The organism is Sphingobacterium sp. SGL-16 (assembly GCF_011043515.1).
Classification (GTDB): domain Bacteria; phylum Bacteroidota; class Bacteroidia; order Sphingobacteriales; family Sphingobacteriaceae; genus Sphingobacterium; species Sphingobacterium litopenaei.
Map to the genome: position 1 here is coordinate 43,995 of NZ_JAAKGQ010000005.1, position 21,080 is coordinate 65,074.

The 21,080-nt window shown below is 35.0% G+C and carries 20 protein-coding genes; 10 read left to right on the forward strand and 10 right to left on the reverse strand.

The genetic code is table 11. The annotated features are described in order from the left end of the window. Positions 1-24: 24 nt before the first annotated feature. The gene (locus tag G5B32_RS03225; RefSeq protein ID WP_165290121.1) at positions 25-450 is read right to left on the reverse strand and encodes a cold-shock protein; all 426 of its coding nucleotides are present in this window, start codon (positions 448-450) and stop codon (positions 25-27) included. Positions 451-614: 164 nt separating this feature from the next. Between G5B32_RS03225 and G5B32_RS03230 the strand changes: the two genes are divergently transcribed. Both G5B32_RS03230 and G5B32_RS03235 read left to right on the forward strand, forming a co-directional pair. Next, complete coding sequence (locus G5B32_RS03230; protein ID WP_165290122.1) at positions 615-1,598, forward strand: lipoate--protein ligase; 984 nt, start codon at positions 615-617, stop codon at positions 1,596-1,598. A 173-nt stretch (positions 1,599-1,771) separates the two neighbouring features. Then, the gene (locus tag G5B32_RS03235) at positions 1,772-2,992 is read left to right on the forward strand and encodes a thioredoxin family protein (RefSeq protein WP_240898984.1); all 1,221 of its coding nucleotides are present in this window, start codon (positions 1,772-1,774) and stop codon (positions 2,990-2,992) included. A 53-nt stretch (positions 2,993-3,045) separates the two neighbouring features. Here G5B32_RS03235 and G5B32_RS03240 read toward each other — a convergent pair whose 3' ends face one another. Then, complete coding sequence (locus G5B32_RS03240; protein ID WP_165290124.1) at positions 3,046-3,678, reverse strand: nitroreductase family protein; 633 nt, start codon at positions 3,676-3,678, stop codon at positions 3,046-3,048. A 1-nt stretch (position 3,679) separates the two neighbouring features. Continuing rightward, entirely contained in the window at positions 3,680-4,270 is a 591-nt protein-coding gene (locus G5B32_RS03245; RefSeq protein ID WP_165290125.1) for a TetR/AcrR family transcriptional regulator, read from the reverse strand. A 180-nt stretch (positions 4,271-4,450) separates the two neighbouring features. On the opposite strand from G5B32_RS03245, the gene G5B32_RS03250 reads away from it, so the two are divergent. Continuing rightward, positions 4,451-5,236: a patatin-like phospholipase family protein gene (locus G5B32_RS03250; RefSeq protein ID WP_165290126.1), complete on the forward strand. Its 786-nt coding sequence runs from the start codon at positions 4,451-4,453 to the stop codon at positions 5,234-5,236. A 130-nt stretch (positions 5,237-5,366) separates the two neighbouring features. Here the strand turns inward: G5B32_RS03250 and hisD are convergent, their stop codons facing one another. Together hisD and hisG are read right to left on the reverse strand one after the other, a co-directional pair. Beyond that, positions 5,367-6,653, reverse strand: coding sequence for a histidinol dehydrogenase (hisD, locus tag G5B32_RS03255; protein ID WP_165290127.1), 1,287 nt, complete (start codon positions 6,651-6,653; stop codon positions 5,367-5,369). Beyond that, complete coding sequence (hisG, locus tag G5B32_RS03260) at positions 6,653-7,504, reverse strand: ATP phosphoribosyltransferase (protein ID WP_165290128.1); 852 nt, start codon at positions 7,502-7,504, stop codon at positions 6,653-6,655. Before hisG ends, hisD begins: the two co-directional genes overlap by 1 nt. Positions 7,505-7,834: 330 nt before the next feature. Here hisG and G5B32_RS03265 point away from each other — a divergent pair, with 330 nt between their 5' ends. Continuing rightward, positions 7,835-9,427: a M60 family metallopeptidase gene (locus G5B32_RS03265; protein WP_165290129.1), complete on the forward strand. Its 1,593-nt coding sequence runs from the start codon at positions 7,835-7,837 to the stop codon at positions 9,425-9,427. A gap of 20 nt (positions 9,428-9,447) precedes the next feature. Here the strand turns inward: G5B32_RS03265 and G5B32_RS03270 are convergent, their stop codons facing one another. Next, on the reverse strand, positions 9,448-9,909 hold the full coding sequence (locus G5B32_RS03270) for a hypothetical protein (RefSeq protein WP_165290130.1): 462 nt from the start codon (positions 9,907-9,909) through the stop codon (positions 9,448-9,450). Positions 9,910-10,022: 113 nt separating this feature from the next. Here G5B32_RS03270 and G5B32_RS03275 point away from each other — a divergent pair, with 113 nt between their 5' ends. The 4 genes from G5B32_RS03275 to pdeM are packed head-to-tail and all read left to right on the forward strand — an operon-like array spanning position 10,023 to position 15,750. Beyond that, positions 10,023-11,057 (forward strand): ligase-associated DNA damage response exonuclease, encoded by a 1,035-nt coding sequence (locus tag G5B32_RS03275; protein WP_165290131.1) that lies wholly within the window; start codon positions 10,023-10,025, stop codon positions 11,055-11,057. Continuing rightward, a complete protein-coding gene (locus G5B32_RS03280; RefSeq protein ID WP_165290132.1) occupies positions 11,054-12,634 on the forward strand; it encodes an ATP-dependent DNA ligase in 1,581 nt (526 codons plus the stop codon). Before G5B32_RS03275 ends, G5B32_RS03280 begins: the two co-directional genes overlap by 4 nt. 12 nt (positions 12,635-12,646) lie before the next feature. Beyond that, positions 12,647-15,106, forward strand: a complete 2,460-nt coding sequence (locus tag G5B32_RS03285; RefSeq protein WP_165290133.1) for a ligase-associated DNA damage response DEXH box helicase — start codon at positions 12,647-12,649, stop codon at positions 15,104-15,106. Beyond that, positions 15,103-15,750: a ligase-associated DNA damage response endonuclease PdeM gene (gene pdeM / locus G5B32_RS03290; RefSeq protein WP_165290134.1), complete on the forward strand. Its 648-nt coding sequence runs from the start codon at positions 15,103-15,105 to the stop codon at positions 15,748-15,750. The genes G5B32_RS03285 and pdeM overlap by 4 nt, the downstream gene beginning before the upstream one ends. A 136-nt stretch (positions 15,751-15,886) precedes the next feature. Here the strand turns inward: pdeM and G5B32_RS03295 are convergent, their stop codons facing one another. The 3 genes from G5B32_RS03295 to G5B32_RS03305 all read right to left on the reverse strand — a co-directional run bounded on the left by G5B32_RS03295 (position 15,887) and on the right by G5B32_RS03305 (position 17,906). Beyond that, complete coding sequence (locus tag G5B32_RS03295; protein WP_165290135.1) at positions 15,887-16,729, reverse strand: GNAT family N-acetyltransferase; 843 nt, start codon at positions 16,727-16,729, stop codon at positions 15,887-15,889. A gap of 3 nt (positions 16,730-16,732) precedes the next feature. Further along, positions 16,733-17,278, reverse strand: a complete 546-nt coding sequence (locus G5B32_RS03300) for a GNAT family N-acetyltransferase (protein ID WP_165290136.1) — start codon at positions 17,276-17,278, stop codon at positions 16,733-16,735. Positions 17,279-17,402: 124 nt separating this feature from the next. After that, the gene (locus tag G5B32_RS03305) at positions 17,403-17,906 is read right to left on the reverse strand and encodes a YdeI/OmpD-associated family protein (RefSeq protein ID WP_165290137.1); all 504 of its coding nucleotides are present in this window, start codon (positions 17,904-17,906) and stop codon (positions 17,403-17,405) included. Between the two features lie 135 nt (positions 17,907-18,041). Between G5B32_RS03305 and G5B32_RS03310 the strand changes: the two genes are divergently transcribed. Next, positions 18,042-19,301, forward strand: a complete 1,260-nt coding sequence (locus G5B32_RS03310) for a putative DNA modification/repair radical SAM protein (protein WP_165290184.1) — start codon at positions 18,042-18,044, stop codon at positions 19,299-19,301. Then, positions 19,301-20,074 (forward strand): TIGR03915 family putative DNA repair protein, encoded by a 774-nt coding sequence (locus G5B32_RS03315; RefSeq protein WP_165290138.1) that lies wholly within the window; start codon positions 19,301-19,303, stop codon positions 20,072-20,074. The genes G5B32_RS03310 and G5B32_RS03315 overlap by 1 nt, the downstream gene beginning before the upstream one ends. A 31-nt stretch (positions 20,075-20,105) precedes the next feature. Here the strand turns inward: G5B32_RS03315 and G5B32_RS03320 are convergent, their stop codons facing one another. Next, positions 20,106-21,080, reverse strand: a complete 975-nt coding sequence (locus G5B32_RS03320) for a hypothetical protein (protein WP_165290139.1) — start codon at positions 21,078-21,080, stop codon at positions 20,106-20,108.

Here is a 21,080-nt window from a genome sequence, read left to right on the forward strand (position 1 = left end):
TGTGTACATTAAGAAAATTATATTTTATAATACAATTACTTCTGTTACTTGAAGTCCTTGTTTGCTTGATTGCGACTTGAATTTTACTTTTTGGTCTTGGTGTAAGACAAAACCTAAGATTTTGAAGTTAAAATAAACGTTTTCTCTCGTTTCGTTGTCACGGATAAAACCGTATTGACCAGCTTCGTTGTAAAAAGAAACTTTACCGAATGAGTAAACATCTTCAACTTCTGGACGGATTAAATCCTCTTCTTTGAATTCGTATTTTTTTACAGGAGGTTTGTCGGAGATATTTCCGTTCTCGTCTACATATGCGAACATTTCCTCTAATGATTTACCTTTATCGTTAGAATCTTCACGTTGCGCTTTTTTTTCTTCTTTTTCTTTACGTTTTTGCAGTTTTTTCTTGGCGATTTCTTTTTTTCTAAATGTTTGTTGGCTTTGACCCATGTATTATTATTTAATGATTATTGATGTTGAGAAAAGTCAAACGTGTCGTCAAGAAATTCTGAAGTGAGAATGGAGGCGAGTTGTGCGGCTTTTTACAAAGATACTAAATATAATTGAAAGAAGCGAACTTAAATCTTATTGTTACCTTTGTACAAAAGACACTTATGATTATCATTGACTCACCTTCGCATAATGCTTTTTTCAATATTGCTTCGGAAGAATATCTATTGAACCGTTTTCCAGAGGAAGATATATTACTTTTCTACATTAATGCCCCATCTATTATAATAGGTAAATTTCAAAATACTTTAGCAGAAATTAATTTGGATTATGTTAATGATAATAACATCAAAGTTGTTCGTCGTTTGTCAGGAGGAGGAGCTGTATATCATGATTTAGGAAATTTGAATTTTTCGTTTCATACCAAAGCCAGTGATAAGGATTTCAGTGATTTCGAAACATTCACCAAACCTGTAGTTCAATTGCTCAATAAATTAGGTGTCCCTGCTAAGTTGGAAGGCAGAAATGATTTATTGGTCGATGGCAAAAAGTTCAGTGGCAATGCTAAGACCATTAAATCTAAAAAGATGATCCAAAATGGTACGATTTTGATTAATTCAGAAATGTCAGTTTTGGCTGATGCGTTAAAAGTGAATCCATTAAAGTTTGTGGATAAAGCCGTAAAATCAAATCGTGCACGTGTCACAAATTTAATAGATTATCTTCCTAAAGGAACCACTACCGAATCCTTTAAACAACTTTTTATTGAGGAAATCAAAGCTTCAAACGCGGATGTGAGTGAATATTCTTTTGATGAACAAGATATAGCTGCGATAGAAAAATTAGCAATGGAGAAATATAGTACTTGGGAGTGGAACTTTGGGTTTTCACCAGATTACAATTTCAAAAAGGCTAACAAAATTCCTGCAGGATTTATCGAGGTGCATTTGGATGTGCATAAAGGACATATAGAACAAGCTAAAATATTTGGCGATTTTTTTGCCTCAAATCCAATTGAAGAATTGGAAAGTAAATTAATAGGCATAAAGCATGAACAAGACAGTCTAAAGGAATTATTTAATTCTATTGATATTAAAGCTTATTTTGGGAAAGTTACCCTTGAGGAGGTTTTGGATATATTTAAATAAGTTTCTTTTATAAAACTAGGAGTTATTGGTATAATTATATTCGAACTTTATATTTAAAGTCAAATCGTGATTTAAGTTAAATAAGTTTAATTTCTTTACTTAATCGAAAATAAAAGTTATTTTAGAATTACTAATTAACTTATAAATCATTGATCATGAGAAAGCTATTCATCATGCTGTTTTTAATACCCCTATTGACAACGGCGCAGGAAAAAGGAATTCAGTTTGAACACAATACAAATTGGGAAAAACTTAAAGAAAAGGCTAAAGCAGAAAATAAACACATATTTGTCGACTGTTTCACGACGTGGTGTGGTCCCTGCAAATGGATGGCAGATAATGTATTTGTCCAAGAAGAGGTAGGAGAATTTTTCAATGATAACTTTGTGAATCTCAAGTTGCAATTTGATGAAACTAAAGAGGATTCTGAAGATGTAAAATCTTGGTATGATGAGGCTAAACGATTTGCCAAAGATTATGAAGTAAGAGCTTATCCGACTTTTTTAGTATTCGATCCTAATGGTGAATTGGTCGATAAAGTGGTGGGAGGTAGCCAAGCGGATAAATTTATCGCTCGTTTTAAAGATGCTTTGATTCCCGAAAAGCAATTTATAACTGCTAAAAAGAAATACGAGGCAGATCCACAAAATTTAGAATTAGCACAGCAAATTTTTACCAAAGCATCAGATATATATGATATCCCATTGGCAACTAAGGCATTCAATACAATTTTAGATAAATCATCTAAAGAAGAATTTCTAAAAAAGGAAAATCTTGGAGGAATTGTTGTACTAGCACAGGAGGACATAGATGGGAAAGCTTTTGATTTAATCTATAATAATCAAGATTCCTTTAAGGATTTTTTTAAAAATCAATTTGGCGCTGATGTAAATGATTTTTTGGCTCATATGATTTCTCAAAAGGTACTACATCCAAAAATATCGAGCGGCGAATCTATCGATTATGATGAAATTGAAAAACAATTAAGCACAAAATATGATAAAGTAAATTTTTCAAAATCTTTTGCTTCGATGAAATTTTCTAGTTACTTGAAAAAAAAGGATTGGAAAACTTTCGTAACTGAATATGATAAAAAAGTAAAAAGCGATCCAAATATTACTGCAGAAGAGCTTAATGAATATGCTTGGAAAATGTTTGAAGAATGTGACGATAAAGATGCTTTGAAAGTAGCCTTGACCTGGAGTAAAATAGCTGTAGAGCGTAATGAAGTAGAATATATTATTGACACTTATGCTAATTTGCTATATAAATTAGGAGATGCTAAAAATGCAATACTCTGGCAAGAAAAAGCAGTTTCAATAACGTCTGAAGATAGAAGAGAAGAGCTTCAAACTAATCTGGACAAAATGAAAAAAGGCGAAAAAACTTGGTAATAAAATAAAAAGCTCCAGTGAATATCACTGGAGCTATAAATAGAAAATTATAATTAGTTGTAATTAATTACAAAATCTTCTTTGCTGAAACGAACTTTTTTCATGTTCAAGTTCCAGTCGTTAGCTTCATCACGGTAACCTAAAGCCAAAATAGTTACGGATTTTAACCCTAATTTTTCCAGACCCAACAATTCGTCCAATTGCTCATTGATAAATCCTTCCATTGGTGTTGCATCTACTTTTAATTCAGCAGCAGCAGCGATAGCTAAACCGAACCCGATGTAAGCTTGTCTTGCAGTATGGTTGAAGTGTTCTTCTTTCGTTTGTTGTGCGAATTTGCTCCACAACATATTTTTATAATCGTTTGAATATCCTTCTGGCAGATTTCTTTCGCGTTCGCTAAATGAGAAAACTTCATTTAAATATTCTTCTGTATAACTTTCATGTGCTGCGAAAACTAATAAGTGTGACGCGTCCACAATTTGAGATTGACCGAAAGCTATAGGTTGAATTTTAGCTTTCAAGTCCTCGTCTGTAATTTGAATTACTTTAAAAGGTTGTAAACCTGATGAAGTAGGAGCAAGACGAGTTGCTTCGATAATATAATCCACTTTCTCTTGCGCAACTTTTTCACCTGTCATTTTCTTAGTTGCGTATCTCCATTGTAAATCTTGTAATAAGCTCATTTTAATTTTGTTTTTGTAATGTGTATATAAATCCTTCGACAGCATCGAGTACTGTTGGAGGAGGCAATTCTGCTATTTCTTTGTTTGATAATAAATCTATGGCAACAAAACCGTGAAGCATGGACCAAAATGTCTTTAGTTTAAGGTGTCTATCAACGTGTTGGTTACTGTATTGTGTCAATACATCATCTATAGCTTGCAACATTAAAGAAGAACTGGTCTTCATCTCCTCCGAACTATTGATAGTTTCGCAGGCTGGTATTCCCAATCCGAACATGATACGGTAGTATTGCGTATTTTGAGAAGCGAATTTCCAATAAGCCAAAGCAATTTTTCGAAGTTTTTCGATGGTATCGAATTCTTCTACCTTTAATTCTTCAGCCAATTTGCTAAAACCTTCTTTCGAAAAGTATTCTACAATGGCTTCCTTGTTTTCGAAATGTTTGTAAATTACAGGAACACTATAACTGATCGCATCTGCTATTTTGCGAATAGATAGCGATTGCCAACCTTCCTCTTGGATGATTTTCCAAGATTGATCGATGATCATTTGCCTCAATTCCTGTATTTCTTTTTCTCTTCTTGTAAGCATGCTATTATTGTTTAATAAGCAACTTGTTAACAGTGTTAACAAAAGTAACACTGTTATTTTATTTAACAAAATGATTATAGAAAAAGCGACTTTTGGCTGACAAACGGAAATTATATCTCTGTTTATCGTAATTACGAGAAATAAAATTTATTTTAGGTCTTTGACTGAATTGTAAATTATATGCAGAAAAAGGTTTCGTTAGTTCTAGGTAGTGGGGGAGCAAGAGGAATTACTCAATTAGGTGTTATTAAATGGCTTACCGAACATGGATTTGAAGTAAATGAAGTTGTGGGCTGTTCGATAGGTTCTTTGGTTGGAGCTGCATTTGCAGAAGGTCGTCATGTGGAATTGGGCGATTGGATGTCACGACTTACCAAAAGGGAAGTTTTTAGATTAATGGATTTTTCTGATCCCAGATATGGATTTTTGAAAGGCCAACGTGTACTTTCGACCATGCAAGAAGTGTTTCAAGATTTGCCCATAGAAAATATGCAAATGCGTTATGCAGCAGTGGCCACAGATTTGACGAATGAAGAAGATGTCGTGTTTAGAACGGGAAGTGTATATAATGCAATTCGTGCTTCGATAGCTATACCTGGTGTTTTTAAGTCTGTAATTACTACGGATGGAAGATTTTTGGTCGATGGTGGCGTACTAAATCCTTTGCCAATTAATTATGTACAATACCGTGAGAATATCATTATAGCAGTTAACTTAGATGGAAATAGAGATTTGTTAGCACCAATTGCTTACGACAAATTGAATTCCATTAGCTTATTGCAAGAATCTTATTTAGCGATGCGAAGAAAATTAACTCAATTGAGTATTGAATTGTATAAACCAAATTATGTCATCAATGTACCGCATAATATTTCTGGAATATGGGATTTTGACCGTTCGAAATTTTTAATAGGAAAGGGATACGAATATGCTGAAGCTACGCTTGGGCATTTGGTAAAAAAGTAAGGGATTAAAACATTTTGTCTTAATCCCTTTATTCTTTTTAGGTGATAACCTCTAACTATTAGAGATGTATCTTTAAGTTTCTATTATAATAACGCAGGGTATATTCCGAATATTGTGCAAAAAATAAAAATTATTTTTTTCTAATCAAAACTGCGTTTTTATGCGCTTGAAGGCCTTCTAATTCGGCTAATATTTCTACCGTAGAACCAATTTGTTGAATACCTTCTTCATTAATTGATTGGAAAGTAATCTTTTTGACAAAAGAATCGACCGAAACGCCAGAATACGAACGAGCATAACCTGAAGTAGGTAATGTGTGGTTTGTTCCAGAAGCATAATCTCCTGCACTTTCAGGTGTAAGATGACCTAAGAAGACAGAACCTGCATTTAGAATCAACGAAGTTACAGTTTGCCAATAATCCGTTTCAATAATCAAATGTTCAGGAGCATAAATGTTGGAGAATAGCATAGCTTCTCTCAAGTCTGTAGTAACAACTGCGTAGGAATTTTCAATGGCTTTAGCAGCAATTTCTTTGCGTGGTAATACAGCAAGTTGCGATTCTAATTCCGCGTCTACTTGCGTAACAATTTCCGCTGTGGTCGCAACTAATACAGCTTGACTATCTGCGCCGTGTTCAGCTTGCGCTAATAAGTCTGCAGCCACATAAGCAGGATTTGCGGTATGATCTGCTATAACTAATACTTCAGATGGACCTGCAGGCATATCAATACTTACGTTGGTCAAACTTTGAACCGTGCTTTTTGCTTTGGTAACGAATTGATTTCCTGGTCCAAAAATTTTATCAACCTTTGGAATACTTGATGTACCAAAAGCCATCGCAGCTACAGCTTGTGCTCCACCAACTAAGTAGATACGTTCAATTTTTAATAACAATAAACAATAAGCAACAAAGCCATTGATTTTGCCATTTTTTTGTGGAGGTGAACAGACTACAATTTCTTTACATCCTGCAATTCGAGCAGGAACTCCCAACATCAGAAGGGTAGAAGGTAATACAGCAGAACCTCCCGGAATGTATAATCCGACTTTTTCGATAGGACGTACCTCACGCCAACATTTTACGCCAGGCATAGTTTCTACTACGCGTTCGCGTTTCAATTGTGTGCTGTGAAATTTATGAATATTTTGGAAAGCAATCTCCAAAGCACGTTGTTGATCACGGCTAATAGTCGCTGCTAATTCTTCAATTTCTTCTTTCTCCAAATACAATTTTTCCAATTGTACCTGATCAAATTTAGCCGCATAATTTATTAAAGCTGCGTCGCCATTCTGACGAACATCTTCGATAATATCGTTAACAGTAGATTGAATAGATTGATTAGGATCGGAGTTTCGCAATACCAATTTATCAATATCTGCTATAGAAAGATCGGCGTATGTATATGTTTTTAGCATTATAAAATAATCTTTTCGATAGGCATTACGACAATACCTTGCGCGCCTGCAGATTTCAATACGTTTATTTTACCCCAAAAATCATCTTCAGAAATGACAGTGTGTACTGCAACCCAGCCTTCTTCAGCTAACGGCACTACTGTAGGGCTTTTTACACCGTGCAAAATTTCAGTGATAATAGGCAAATTTGCTTTTTCTACGTTCAATACGACGTATTTTGTTTCCTTTGCACGCAATACGGATTGAATACGTTGCAAAAGTTCAGCTAAAATTTCGTTTTCTTCTAATCCTTCACGTCCAATAAGAATAGCTTCTGATTTACGCACATCTGCAAAAGGTTTTAAACCATTGCTTTTTAATGTTCCGCCTGTAGAAACAATATCACAAATTGCATCACTCAAACCTAATCCTGGAGCTATTTCTACCGATCCCGAAATTGTTTGGATATCCGCATTGATTTTATATTCATCCAAGAATGATTTTAAAATCACAGGGTAAGAAGTTGCAATTGATTTACCATTTAAATCTTGTAAGTCTTGTATAGTAGAATCCTTAGCGATAGCTAATTTCAAAGTACATTTACCAAAACCTAAGCGTTGCAAATAATTTACTTTAGCTTGTGTTTCATCAATGACATTTTCACCGACTATACCCAAATCCGCTATACCTTGCTCAACATATCCTGGGATATCGTCATCACGTAAGAAAAGAATTTCAAGATTGAAGTTTGAAGCAGATGTTATAAGAGAGCTTTTGTAATTTTCGAAGTCAAGACCACAGTTTTTAAGTAACTGTACTGATTTTTCATTTAATCTACCCGATTTTTGGATAGCTATTTTTAGATTTTTCAAAACTAATTGTTTTTGGTGCTTAAATATTATTAATAAAACTGACTATTGGGAAAAAAGATGCTTCACGTAGAAACATATAACATTACATATCGCCACAATGGCGATGATGCGAATGAATATGGTATGTGAAGAATTTTGTCATTTATCAAATAATATGGCGACAAATTTAACCCATTAATATAGTTTTTGCAAACCTTTTTGATTTTTATTAAAAATTAATCAACCGATTGATTGCTATTGGAATGAGAGAAATTGGAATTGTGCCAAATTCGTTACTTTTTAGTTGCCTCTAATAAGCATATTTTAGAAGTGAATTATAACACTAATAAGATGAAAAAAAGCTTTATTGTACCCTTTCTAATTACTTTTTTATTTCAAACAAATACTTTTGCGCAGACTGCTGAAGATTATGCTCGAGTGAATAAAGATCTGGTTGTATTCGATGATGCCGTAGGATTGAAATTAAAAAAGGAAGTCAACAAAAAGGCTTTAAATGCCATTAGTACGTCTGCAATCAAAGAAGTTGCAACTGCCATATTGGATAAAAAATACCAGCCAACTTATAAGTATGCTACGTATAAAGCCATTTTAAATCCTAGGACTTTGGGACGGGATTTGAGTATAGGTGATGGTTACAGTAAATATGAAAATGTAACGGGAGTTTATTTAGACAAAGGTGAACATATTCTTTTGGTAGATGGAATTGCTGAAGGTAAAGAGGTTAAATTATATGTTCCAAATTGGTTACGCAAAGCGCCCAATCCTGAAAACCCCACAGAAGATCCAAATGGTTGGGGATTGCATAAACAGGAATTTACATTAAAGAATGGTGTCAACATCATTAATTTGGATAAATACGGAAGCCTTGCTTATATTTCTTACTTTTCAAATGCTCCAGAGGAAGAAAAGCCCATTTCTGTCCATTTCTTGACGGGTAAAGAAAATGGATATTTTGATATCAGCAAGCATACAGATTCCGACTGGAATAAGTTAATTGATAAAGCAGTTTATCCGATATTGGATGCTAAGGGAAAACATATTCAGACTGCATATCCAATAGAAGCGTTAAAAAAATATGCGTATGGAAGAGGTGTAGAGTTGATTTCTAATTATGATTCTTTGGTGTATAGACAACACAGATTGATGGGGCTGGTCAAATACAATAAAGTTCCACAAAATAAAATCTTATCTCGTGTAAATTATAATTACTATATGTTTAGAGATGGAGATGGCGTGGCTTACATGGGAGATAAAGTTGGGTACGCAATGGGCATGGTTGTGAATCCAGACGTGGTCATTAAAGGCGATCCATGCTGGGGATTCAGTCATGAGGTAGGACACGTGCATCAAACAAGACCCATGTTTAATTGGGGTGGTTTAGGCGAGGTGAGCAATAACCTTTTTTCCTTGTATGTAACACGTTCATTCGGAAATAAGACGCGTATTTCCGAACAAAATAACTATGATAAAGCACGTAAAGATATTATTGAGAAAGGAATCTCATATCTAGCCGATCCTGATGTTTTCAATCGATTGGTTCCCTTTTGGCAGTTGCAGTTGTATTTTGAAGGCGTAGGTAGCAACCCAGATTTTTATCCTGATTTATTTGAAGCATTTAGGAAACAAGAAGCAGCAAATTCTACCGCAAGAACTGGAGATTGGGCGACAGATAGACGTAGAGGTGAAAGAAATCCTGCGGTACATCAATTAAATTTTGTAAAAACAGCCTGTGAAGTTGCTCAAGTAGATTTATCTGATTTTTTTGCGAAATATGGATTTTTCTTTGTGGGAAAATTAGAGTATGATGATTATGGGAAATACACCTACACCATGACACAAGAAATGGTTGATAAGTGTCTATCAGAGATAAAGGCATTAAATCTGCCAAAACCAAAATTGGATATTACTACCTTGAGAGATTAAATATTAATACAAACCCAGTTCTAAAGGACTGGGTTTTCACTTTTATTTTTCTCTATATAATTAGGATTTTCTTGTATGCCATATAATTTATAAGGAATCAAATAGATGAAAGGTACTATAGATCCAGCTATCCCATAGTATGCGTCCATAACATCCATCGTATTTATAAAAGGCAAAAAGAGCTCATATATAAGGTTTGCTGCTATAAGCAAGGCAGCAGAGACATATGTACGTGTAAGTGTTCTATTTTCAAGTACATTGGTATAGCCTGCTACTAAAACGAGCATTGCTGATATAGAAAAGTTTGAGATATGCTGATAATAATCGGGGAATAAATAATACAAAGATTCGAACCTAAGTTCTTCTATTTTTCGTCCTGCAAATAATAACAAAACTACTGCTACAAAAATAAAATAAAGGATTGTACTCCAAATTTTCGGGATATATTTAAGTTGGTTTAAGTTGTTCAATGTGATTTTCATATTAAGTGTGGTGTATAATTATATTGTTTAAAATAATAAAATATTTATTTTTATTGCTATTATAAACCATTTTAATTGAAAACAATTGTTAGACTTTAGCGGTTTTCATTGATATGCGTTTACTTCAATTTCGACCGGAGGGCATTTACTGTGTACCGGGTAAATTTTTTATTGATCCTTGGCGACCAGTAGATATGGCGTTGATTACCCATGGTCATGCTGATCATGCACGTTGGGGGATGAAAAGGTATTTGTGTCATCATTTCACACTTCCTATTCTTCGCAGTCGCATAGGCGAAGATATACAAGTTCAAGGAATTGGTTATAATGAACCAATAGCTATTAATGGAGTGAAAGTTTCCTTTCATCCAGCTGGTCATATTATAGGTTCAGCGCAAATAAGATTGGAATATAAGGGAAAAGTTGCTGTTATATCTGGCGACTATAAGTTGCAAGATGATGGCTTATCTACACCTTTTGAACCAATTAAATGCCATGAATTCGTTAGCGAAAGTACCTTTGGATTACCTATTTACCAATGGAATCCCGTAAAAAAGCAGAATGTGGAATTAGCCAATTGGGTAATACAAAATCAAGCTTACCAAAAAACATCAGTCTTTGTAGGCTATTCTCTAGGCAAAGCACAACGTATTATGAAAGCGGTGGAAGGTATAGCTCCGATATATGTACATTATTCCATTCATAAATTGAATCAAGCTTACGAAAGTGTAGGAATTGAACTCCCAAAATACGAAGTCTTGGACTTTAGAGAAGATGTAAAACATGTCAATCAAGGTATAGTTATCGTTCCACCTGCTTTAGTGGATTCTAATGTAATACGTAAAATTCCAAATATGGCTTATGCTATTTGTTCGGGGTGGATGACCGTTCGTGGAGCGCGAAGATGGAGAAGTGCCGATGCGGGTTTTGCGATTAGTGATCATGCGGATTGGAATGATTTACTTAAAGCCATAAAAATGACAGAAGCAGAAAAAGTATATGTGACGCATGGACAAACGGCGGTCTTTTCAAAATATTTAAATGAAATTGGTATTGAATCCGAAGAAGTGAAGACTGAATTTGGTGATGAAGAAGAAGAGGTGGAAGTAGCGAAGGAAGTAGCGAAGGAAGTAGGAGGAGCTGTATGAGAGCTTTCGCAACACTGGTGCATGCTTTAGACAGTACCAATAAAACCACGCAAAAGATGGAGGCTATCCATCGTTTCTTTGAACAGGCAGAAGATAAGGATAAATTATGGTTTTTGGCATTATTCAGCGGAAGAAGACCCAAGCGAGCGGTTTCCACAACATTACTTCGGGAATGGGTTAAAGATATAACGAATATTCCGGATTGGTTATTTCAAGAAGCTTATGCTTCCGTAGGTGATCTGGGAGAAACTATTTCCTTGTTATTACCCCCACCAACAGGGTATTTGGATTATTCTTTAGCGGAATGGATGGATAAAATAAATGCAATTTCAACTTATTCGGAGGAAGAAAAAAAGAAGTTTATTCTTGACGTGTGGGATAATCTACCTCACCAAGAGCGCTTTATTTTTAATAAATTATTGGGTGGAAGTTTTCGATTAGGGATTTCTACCAAAGTTTTGATTAACGCGATTTCATCGTATTATAATTTGGAAGCAAGTGCAGTGTCGCATAGTATCATGGGCGAATGGACAGTAGAAAATTCCAAATTCGAACCTTTAATTCATGGCGAATATATCGATAGTAATCTTTCCAAACCTTACCCATTTTGCTTGGCTTATCCGATTGAAGATGTGGAAGTGACATTAGAAAATCTTGAAGATTGGCAAATAGAATATAAATGGGATGGTATAAGGGGCCAGGTAATCAAAAGAAATAATGAAATTTTTATTTGGTCCCGTGGAGAGGAATTGGTTACCGACCAATTTCCAGAAATTGTTGAAGAAATAAAAGATTGGGAAGGTAATTTCGTGTTGGATGGCGAAATATTAGCCATTTCGGAAGGAGAAATATTGAATTTTACGGCTCTACAAAAAAGGTTAAATCGAAAAGTCTTGTCTAAGAAAATTTTAGAGGAAGTTCCCGTTGGTTTGTATTTATATGATATTTTGGAATTTAATCATCAAGATTTGCGGAACTACCCCATAAAAGAACGACGAATTATCTTAGAAAATTTAGTGAAAGAAAATCCGTTAGAGCACATCAAAATCTCGCCAACTATACAGACAGATAACTTAGAAGATTTGCGTCACATTAGAGAACAGGCTCGGGATATTAACAGTGAAGGTCTAATGTTGAAGCATAAAGATTCAGTTTATCACGTGGGGCGTAAAAAAGGCGATTGGTGGAAATGGAAAATAGATCCTCTGACTATAGATGCCGTTTTGATATATGCCCAAAAGGGAAGCGGACGTCGTAGCTCGCAGTATACGGATTATACATTTGCGGTACGTGATGGTGAACATTTGGTAACTATTGCTAAAGCTTATTCTGGGTTGACCGATAAAGAGATTCAGGAAGTAAGTCGATTTGTAAACAAAAATGCGCTGGAGAAATTTGGACCTGTTCGTACAGTTAAGCCTGAATTGGTATTCGAAATAGCCTTTGAAGGAATAGGTTGGAGTTCGAGGCATAAGGCTGGTGTAGCATTACGGTTTCCACGTATATTGCGTTGGCGCAAAGATAAAACTGTAGCAGAAATAGATGATTTGGAATCGGTAAAAAAATTAATTCACTAACTTCATTCTATCTTGAGCAATTTTGAACAAACATCTGGTTATGAAATTGTGTCATCGTGGTTAAAAGATCACGGTCGAACTCCTTTTACCTTTCAACGCAAAACTTGGGAAAAAATCAATAATGGATACTGCGGAATGGTGGTGGCACCTACGGGATTTGGGAAAACCTATTCTGTTTTTCTCGGAGTTTTGATTGATTATATGAATCATCCAAATTCTTATAAAAAGGGTTTGAAGCTAATTTGGATTACGCCTTTGCGTTCTTTGGCAAAAGATTTAGCTCGCGCTATGCAGGAGGCAATTGATCAGATTGGGTTGGATTGGGTAGTGGAAGTACGTAATGGAGATACGGATGTCAAAATAAAGCAACGACAGAGTAAACAAATGCCTGATGTATTGTTGCTCACTCCCGAAAGCTGGCATTTGCTTTTGGCTCAAAAGGGGAGAGACAAGTTCTTTGCACACCTTAAAGCTGTTGTAATTGATGAATGGCATGAATTATTAAGCAGTAAGCGAGGGGTAATGGTCGAATTGGCTACCGCTTATTTAAAATTTAAATTACCAAACCTATTAATTTGGGGGATTACGGCTACTATTGGAAATTTGGATGAAGCGATGCATGTGCTCATTCCTTACGCTGTTAAGAAAATCAAGATTATTGCCAAGGAAAAAAAGCTCATTGATATTGTTTCAGTATTTCCGCCCGAGGTCGAAATATTACCTTGGGCAGGACATCTAGGTGGTAAGCTTGTAGAACAGGTAGTGCCGATTATTTTAGAAAGTAAATCCACCATTGTTTTTACCAATACACGAAGTCAAAGTGAATACTGGTATCAGCTGCTGTTGGGCGCTTATCCAGACTTTGCAGGACAATTGGCTTTGCATCATGGATCGATAGATATACATATTCGAACTTGGATAGAAGAAGCTTTGAGTGAAGGAAAATTGAAAGCGGTGGTGTCCACTTCCTCGTTGGATCTTGGCGTGGATTTTAAACCCGTGGATACTGTGATTCAAGTTGGTTCGAGTAAAGGTGTGGCTCGTTTTATGCAACGTGCCGGACGAAGTGGGCACTCGCCATTTGAGGTGTCAAAGATATATTTTGTCCCAACCCATTCGCTTGAACTTATCGAAGTAGCCGCACTTAAAGAAGCGGTTAAAATTAATCTAATAGAAGATCGCGAACCTTTGGTACTTTGTTATGATGTATTAGTTCAATTTCTCGTTTCCATAGCGCTGGGCGGTGGTTTTACAAAGGAAGAACTGTATGAAGCTTTGAAAAAGACCTTTTCATTCCAATGGATGACAGCAGAAGATTGGGATTGGTGTATTTCTTTTATAACTGTCGGAGGAAAGATTGGAAAGAATTATGAAGAATTTCATAAGGTTGTGAAGAATGAAGAAGGTCTTTATGTGGTCGAAAAAAGACGTATTGCTATGCTTCACCGTATGAATATTGGTGTGATAGTATCGGATGCCATGGTAAAAGTCAAATTCTTAGGCGGCGGATACATTGGCATGGTGGAAGAATATTTTATCACGAAATTAAAGCAAGGTGATAAGTTTATTTTGGCTGGTCGTGTTCTCGAACTGATTCGAATGAAGGAAATGACGGCTTATGTGCGTGCTTCACAAGGGAAAGCTATAACACCAAGCTGGCTCGGTGGAAGATTACCTTTGAGTTCTAATTTGGGGGGATTGTTGCGTAAGAAATTGGCAGACTCCAAAAATCCCAAATCCCGTGAAGAGGAACTCAAGTTTTTATATCCATTAGTAGCAAGTCAGGTTGACAAATCCCATATTCCTACAGAAGATGAATTCTTGGTAGAAAAGATTAAAACCAAAGAAGGGTATCATCTTTTTATGTATCCTTTTGAGGGACGTCTTGTGCATGAAGTAATGTCTAGTTTGATGGCTTATCGCATCAGTCAGCTTTACCCGATCAGTTTTTCGATGGCCATGAATGATTATGGTTTTGAATTGTTTTCGGATACGGAAATTGTGCTTTCCGAGGAGCAACTAAAGCATATTCTTCGTAAAGAGGATTTGATGAAAGATGTAACAGCGAGTATTAATGCTACGGAAATGGCTAAGCGCAAATTCCGAGATATTGCGGTAGTAAGTGGCTATGTGATTCAAAATCAATACGGGAAACAACAAAATAATAAGTCTTTACAAGCTTCCTCAGGAATTATTTTTCAAGTTTTGGAAGAGCACGAACCCCATAATTTATTGCTTAAACAGGCTTACACGGAGGTTTTTAATCAACAGTTGGAAGAGCCTCGTTTAGTTCGAGCTTTTGAACGTATTAATTCTTCAACAATCATTTATAAATTTGCAGAAAGTTTTACGCCGTTGAGTTTTCCGATCAAGGTGGATAGTCTACGTCAGTCGCTATCCAGTGAAGATATGGCTTCAAGAATTCAACGCATGCAGGAACAGAGTAAACGATTAAATAGGAAGCGTAGATGATCATACACGAACAGGAAATTACCTGGGCACAACATACATTAATTCTTACCAACAAAAAAGCAATCTATTGGCCGGCACAGAAAACATTGATCTTGTCGGATTTACATTTGGGCAAAGCAGCACACTTTCGAAGAAATGGTATTCCAATTCCTTCTCAAATCCACCAACGTGATTTGGATGTGTTGGAAAAGTTGCTGTTGCATTACACTGTGGATAAAGTAATTGTTGTAGGAGACTTGATTCATGCACACCAGAATGGAGAAGTGTTGGATTTTAAGAATTTTTTGCAGCAATTTTCGGAAATAGAATTTATTCTAATAAAAGGCAATCACGACCGAATCGCTGACAGGAAAATTTTGGATTTGGGTGTGAAAGCTGTTTGTAATACATTCCATCTCGATGGAATTGAATTTGTTCACGAACCTGAGAAATGTGCAGATTATCAAATTTCTGGACATATACATCCAGGTGTGACGGTGAGATTGCCTACAAATAAGCATTTCCGACTACCGTCTTATGTGGTTTCTGAAAATATGATTATTCTTCCAGCTTTTAGTCAGTTTACAGGTCTAGACACAAAACAATCCTTTGAAAAATCCGTGAATTATGCGATTTTGGATACAGGAATAATGGCCATTAAATAAGCTATTTCTCAAACACAAAAAAGCACCATAGGCCTTAGGGTTATAAAAATGTATTGCGGAATGATCTTATAATCTGAAAGGAGTTGAGATGGCACAGACTTATTTACTTTAAAATGCCTAAGGAGACCAATTCGCATTACAAATCTAATTTCATTTCTAACAAATTAATCTTGTTTTCCCATCCTTGCTGCTCGAAAAAGTTAAGAGTGGAAGTATCTTGCTCATCCACATTAATAATGTTCACATCATGATTATTGTGTTGGCGAATGTGATTTATTAATGCTTTTGCAATGCCTTGGTGGCGGCTTTTAGTCGACACTGCGATTTGATGAATGCGTTTTGAAGCAGAATTATATATCGTATAACCTACAAGTTCTTTTTTCCTGTATACGGCATAAACCAAAAGTTTATCTAATATATTTCGAATAGATTGACTGGCATTTTGCCAATTTGGTTGAATGCTCCAAAAAGATTCAAGTAAATCCCAATCTATGTTATTTAAGCTTTCAACTTGAATGTCATTTGTCGTTGAATGCTCTTGGATTTGACCGAAATAGCTCCTTAAACGTCTAGTTGTCTTAAAGCCAACTTTCTCGTAGGATTTTTTCGCTGGCACATTGTTTTCTAAAACTTCTAAAATCACTTGGTTTATGCTCGCTTCTTTAAGTTGTGGTAATATATAATCGTACATACCGAGCGTGATATGTTGACCTCGTTGTGAAGGAATTACTCCAGTTCCACCATTGTACACTCTTTTAATCCCCTTTTCTTCTCTATAGCAATGTAAAATGAAACCAACCAATTTGTTTTGGTAAAAAGAACCTACAGAATATTCGGGAGCATAATCTTCTGCCCGCAGTTTAGTCTGCATCTGCTCATAATTTAGTTGTAGGGGAATTGAATAATCCGAAAAAGCTTCGTTAAAAGTGTCAGTTATTTCACTAATATCAATGTTTTCAAGTGTAGAAAAGTGAAGCATATTCTAAATGGTATAAAAATCATTTTTTAATAAACTATAAACCTCTAAATCCCTAAAGGTATTTTGGGCATAGATCTCTCCATCGCGTTCGATTCCTTCGAAATAAAAGCCTAATCTTTTGGGAATGTTACTGCTTGGAGTATTTCCTATTGCACATTTAATTTGAATGCGATTCATGTCCAATTCTTCAAAAGCAAAATGGCACAATGCTTTTACACATTTAGTCATAATTCCTTTGCCTAGTGCGTATTGCGACATCCAATATCCAATTTCTGTTTTTTTGTTGTGTGTATCCGAGCGAATAAAACCTATCAATCCAATGATTTTCTCGGATTCCCAAATGGTGAACACATATTCAAAATTTGTTAATGGCGCATTGACAAGGGATAATACATAGGCTTCGGTGTCACTCACTACTTTGGTCAACGGAACAAAGGGAAGCCATTGTCCTAAAAATTCACGTTCGCTGTCGATGATCTCAAAAAGTGCACTAGCATCTTCGGATTGAATCTGTTTTAACTGTATATTTTCTGTGATTTCGATTTTCATAGGCTTTAGTTATAACGTAAATAACAATAATAAGCTACTTTTAAGCTGCAATTTTTATTATGTTTTAATATCAAAATTGTTTACTTTCAATTTCATCATAGAAAATGAATCGTATTTAGAATAATTATTTCTTTATTGGATTGCGACCAATAAATCTGTTTTCTCCTTTTAGAAATCCGATGGCAAGGTGGATGTTTTTCAATAATGTTTCCTCTTTCTTTGCCGAGTTCAGGTAACGATTAATTTCTTTTTGAAGAGAAGGAGGTAAACTATCGAACACTTTTCTTGCGATTTTATCATTTTCTAATGCTTCTTGAAATAAAATGGGCATTTGCACAGTGCGGTCCGTAGGATCAAAAGCAACGCTTATTTCCAAATTTTCAAAGATTCTTTTTGGCGAATTGGGCAACATTACAGTGTTTATGTATAATCTCCATTCTCCTTTATATTTGATCAATGTCTGATTATATGGTTTTACATTCACTTCCCCACAAATAGAAATTGGTCCTAATCTTTTTCCCGAATCCTGAAAAATTCGTTCTAAAATATCAGGCGGAACAGCTACAAATGGGTTTATTCCAATAATCTGTAGCTCGGCAGTAAATGTATATGCAGAATAATCAGTCATAACTCTTTGATTTATCTAATTTACGGACTTCTGATTATTATAGTTGTGTATCAAAGGATTATTTGATCTTCAGAAGAAAAATCATTTTTTATTTTACTAAAAAAATTAGTATTTTTGATTTCAAATCACACTATGATAATGGATCGTCTAGAGGAAAAACTTAAAATTTTAGCAGATGCCGCCAAGTATGATGTAAGCTGTAGTTCGAGCGGTAGTAAACGTAAAAATTCGGGTGGGATAGGAGATGCGTCGTATTCTGGGATTTGTCATACGTACACAGAAGATGGTCGATGTGTATCTTTATTGAAAATATTGTTGACAAATCACTGCATTTATGACTGTGCATTTTGTGTGAGTCGTAAAAGTAACGATGTACAGCGCGCAGCATTTACCGTTGATGAAGTGGTAAAATTGACCATGAACTTTTATCGAAGAAATTACATTGAAGGATTATTCTTGAGTTCTGGTATTTTCAAAAGTGCCGATTATACGATGGAACGTTTGCTCAAAATCGTAAAAAAATTAAGGTTGGAAGAGCGGTATAATGGTTATATACACCTTAAAACTATTCCAGGGGCTAGTGATGAGATGATTCGTGAAGCTGGGCTCTATGTTGATCGTATGAGCATTAACTTAGAAATGCCTACAGAGAAAGGTTTGAAATTGATGGCTCCTGAAAAAGATCATGAATCGGTGAAGAAACCTTTAAATTTTATCAATCAGGAAATTCAGTCATTGAAACAGGAATCTAAATTGATAAAACATAAACCTACTTTTGTTCCGGCAGGTCAAAGCACGCAAATGGTCATTGGAGCTACGCCTGAAAATGATTTTGAAATCATGTCTGTTGCAGACAAATTTTATAAAGATTATAACCTAAAAAGAGTTTATTATAGTGGATATATTCCTATTCAAAATGATAATTCTTTGCTGCCGCAAATTGGCACAAAACCTCCTTTGATTCGTGAAAATAGATTGTATCAAACAGATTGGTTGTTGCGGTTTTATGGCTTTCAATTGAATGAGATATTAAACCCTACTTTCCAAGAACTAGATCTTGAAATCGATCCAAAATTAAGTTGGGCATTACGAAATCCTCAGCTATTTCCAGTAGATATTAACACAGCAGATTATAAAATGATTATTCGCATCCCAGGGGTGGGGAGGCAGTCTGCGCTTAAAATTATTCAAGCGCGAAAATTTGGTCGCTTGCACGAATATCAAGTGAAGAAAATGGGGATTGCTTTTAATCGGGCAAGGCATTTTATGGTATGTGCGGATAGCCCTTTTCAGTTGGGATTTGCAACAATGGAAAATGTTCGCGCTCAAATTTTGAATAACAGTGTGTCTAAAGCTAAAACTGTCCTTTCTAATCAATTGAATCTGTTTGCGTAATGTATTACATTTTTGATGGTACATATTATGGTTGGCTTTGTTGCGTTTTCGAAGCTTTCGAACGAAAGGATTTTTCGGTGAAGCCAATTACTAAAGAATTGTATCTCCCTGATATTTTTGCGGAAGACATCTATATACATACTGATTCAGAAAAAGCCGTTCGTGTTTTGAAAGGATTACAAGAACGTGTAGGTAAGAATACTGCTCTCGATTTTTTTAGATCATTTCTTTTCGAAAGTCCAGAAGTTTGGCAGGCTGCTTTTTATTTATGTATTCAGATTTTTAAAGGAAATAAAGAAATTTTGAATAATTATGGCGATGATGCTGTCATGAAATTTTCGGATGCTTTGCGAAAGGTGAGTAGAGAACGACATCGTATGAAAGCTTTTGTACGTTTTCAGCAGTCTTCTGATGGACTTTTTTTCGCCGTGGTGGAACCGGACTTTAATGTGCTTCCATTAATTACTACTTTTTTCAAAAATAGATATACAGATCAGCCCTGGATTATTTATGATTTAAAACGTAATTATGGTATTTATTGGGATAAAGTTAGTGTCACAGAAGTCGTATTAAATACGGCAGATGTCAAAGATATGGTACATTCTTCTACAGTAGTTTCTCTGGATGCACAGGAGGAATATTATAAGAATTTATGGCAACAATATTTTAAAAGTACCAATATCGTGGCGCGGAAAAATATGAAATTGCATTTGCGTCATGTGCCTCGACGTTATTGGAAGTATTTACCTGAAAAGGATTTTGGAAAAAAATAAGCAAGGAAATCAATCCTTGCTTACCTGTTTCTCAATTGTAATTTAAACTATTGTTTAAATTATGTAGAGGTTGTGCGAGATCACTATTGAACAAATATTCGATATCTGTTTCTATCGATTCCAAATGATTTGCATTGGTTTTCCAATCTTTTATTTCTTCAATAGTTGATAAATATGATCGGGGGGTGTAGATTAAGTCCTTAGAATTAAATTGTGAAAAAGATTTTTTTATTATCTGTAAAGTAATGTTCAGATTATAACCTATTTTGCTTTTCTGTGAGTTAAACCAATTACTGTGATAATGCCAGATCGCAGACTGCAAAATTGGATTGAATTGGCAATCACGTAATAATTGCGCATAATCATTTATAAAATGCGTGAATTTTGTTAATCCCCATAAAATTTTATTTAAGGTAATTGAATTTTGATTATTATCCACTTTAAAATTGTGTTTTGATTCTAGCAATTGATGGAAATCTTCCACAGTATATCTTCCTATAGAGCCACTATTGTACATCCAAAGCAATAATTGTATGTCATCATCCCGTTTTGAGAATTGATTTAGAATTAAGAATCTATCAAAAATTACTTTACCTTGGATATTGATGTTATTTTTGAAATATTCATCCACTTTTATCTGCTTAAGGATCAATTGCGGTAATACAGATGGATAGTTTTCTGTATAATATTTTTGCAGAGGTTTTGAATTTAAGATGAAATCAATTTCGTCTGTAATTTTAGGAGACAGCGGTGCGCTTATATAATCTGAAAAGAGTGCAACCTGTAATAAACTATAAAAGTCTAATAATTCATTAATATTTTCTCGAGCTTCTATTTCATTCGAATCAGAAACAGATTCTACGTGATGGTTTCGTAGTAATTTATCTAACTTGCTTAAATCATTGTCTTCCAATAATTCAGCTATTATTTCAAATCCTTTCTCTGCTTTTGATTGATTACGATATTGTTTTAATAAAATATCTAAGTTTAGGGATTGTGCTTTCAT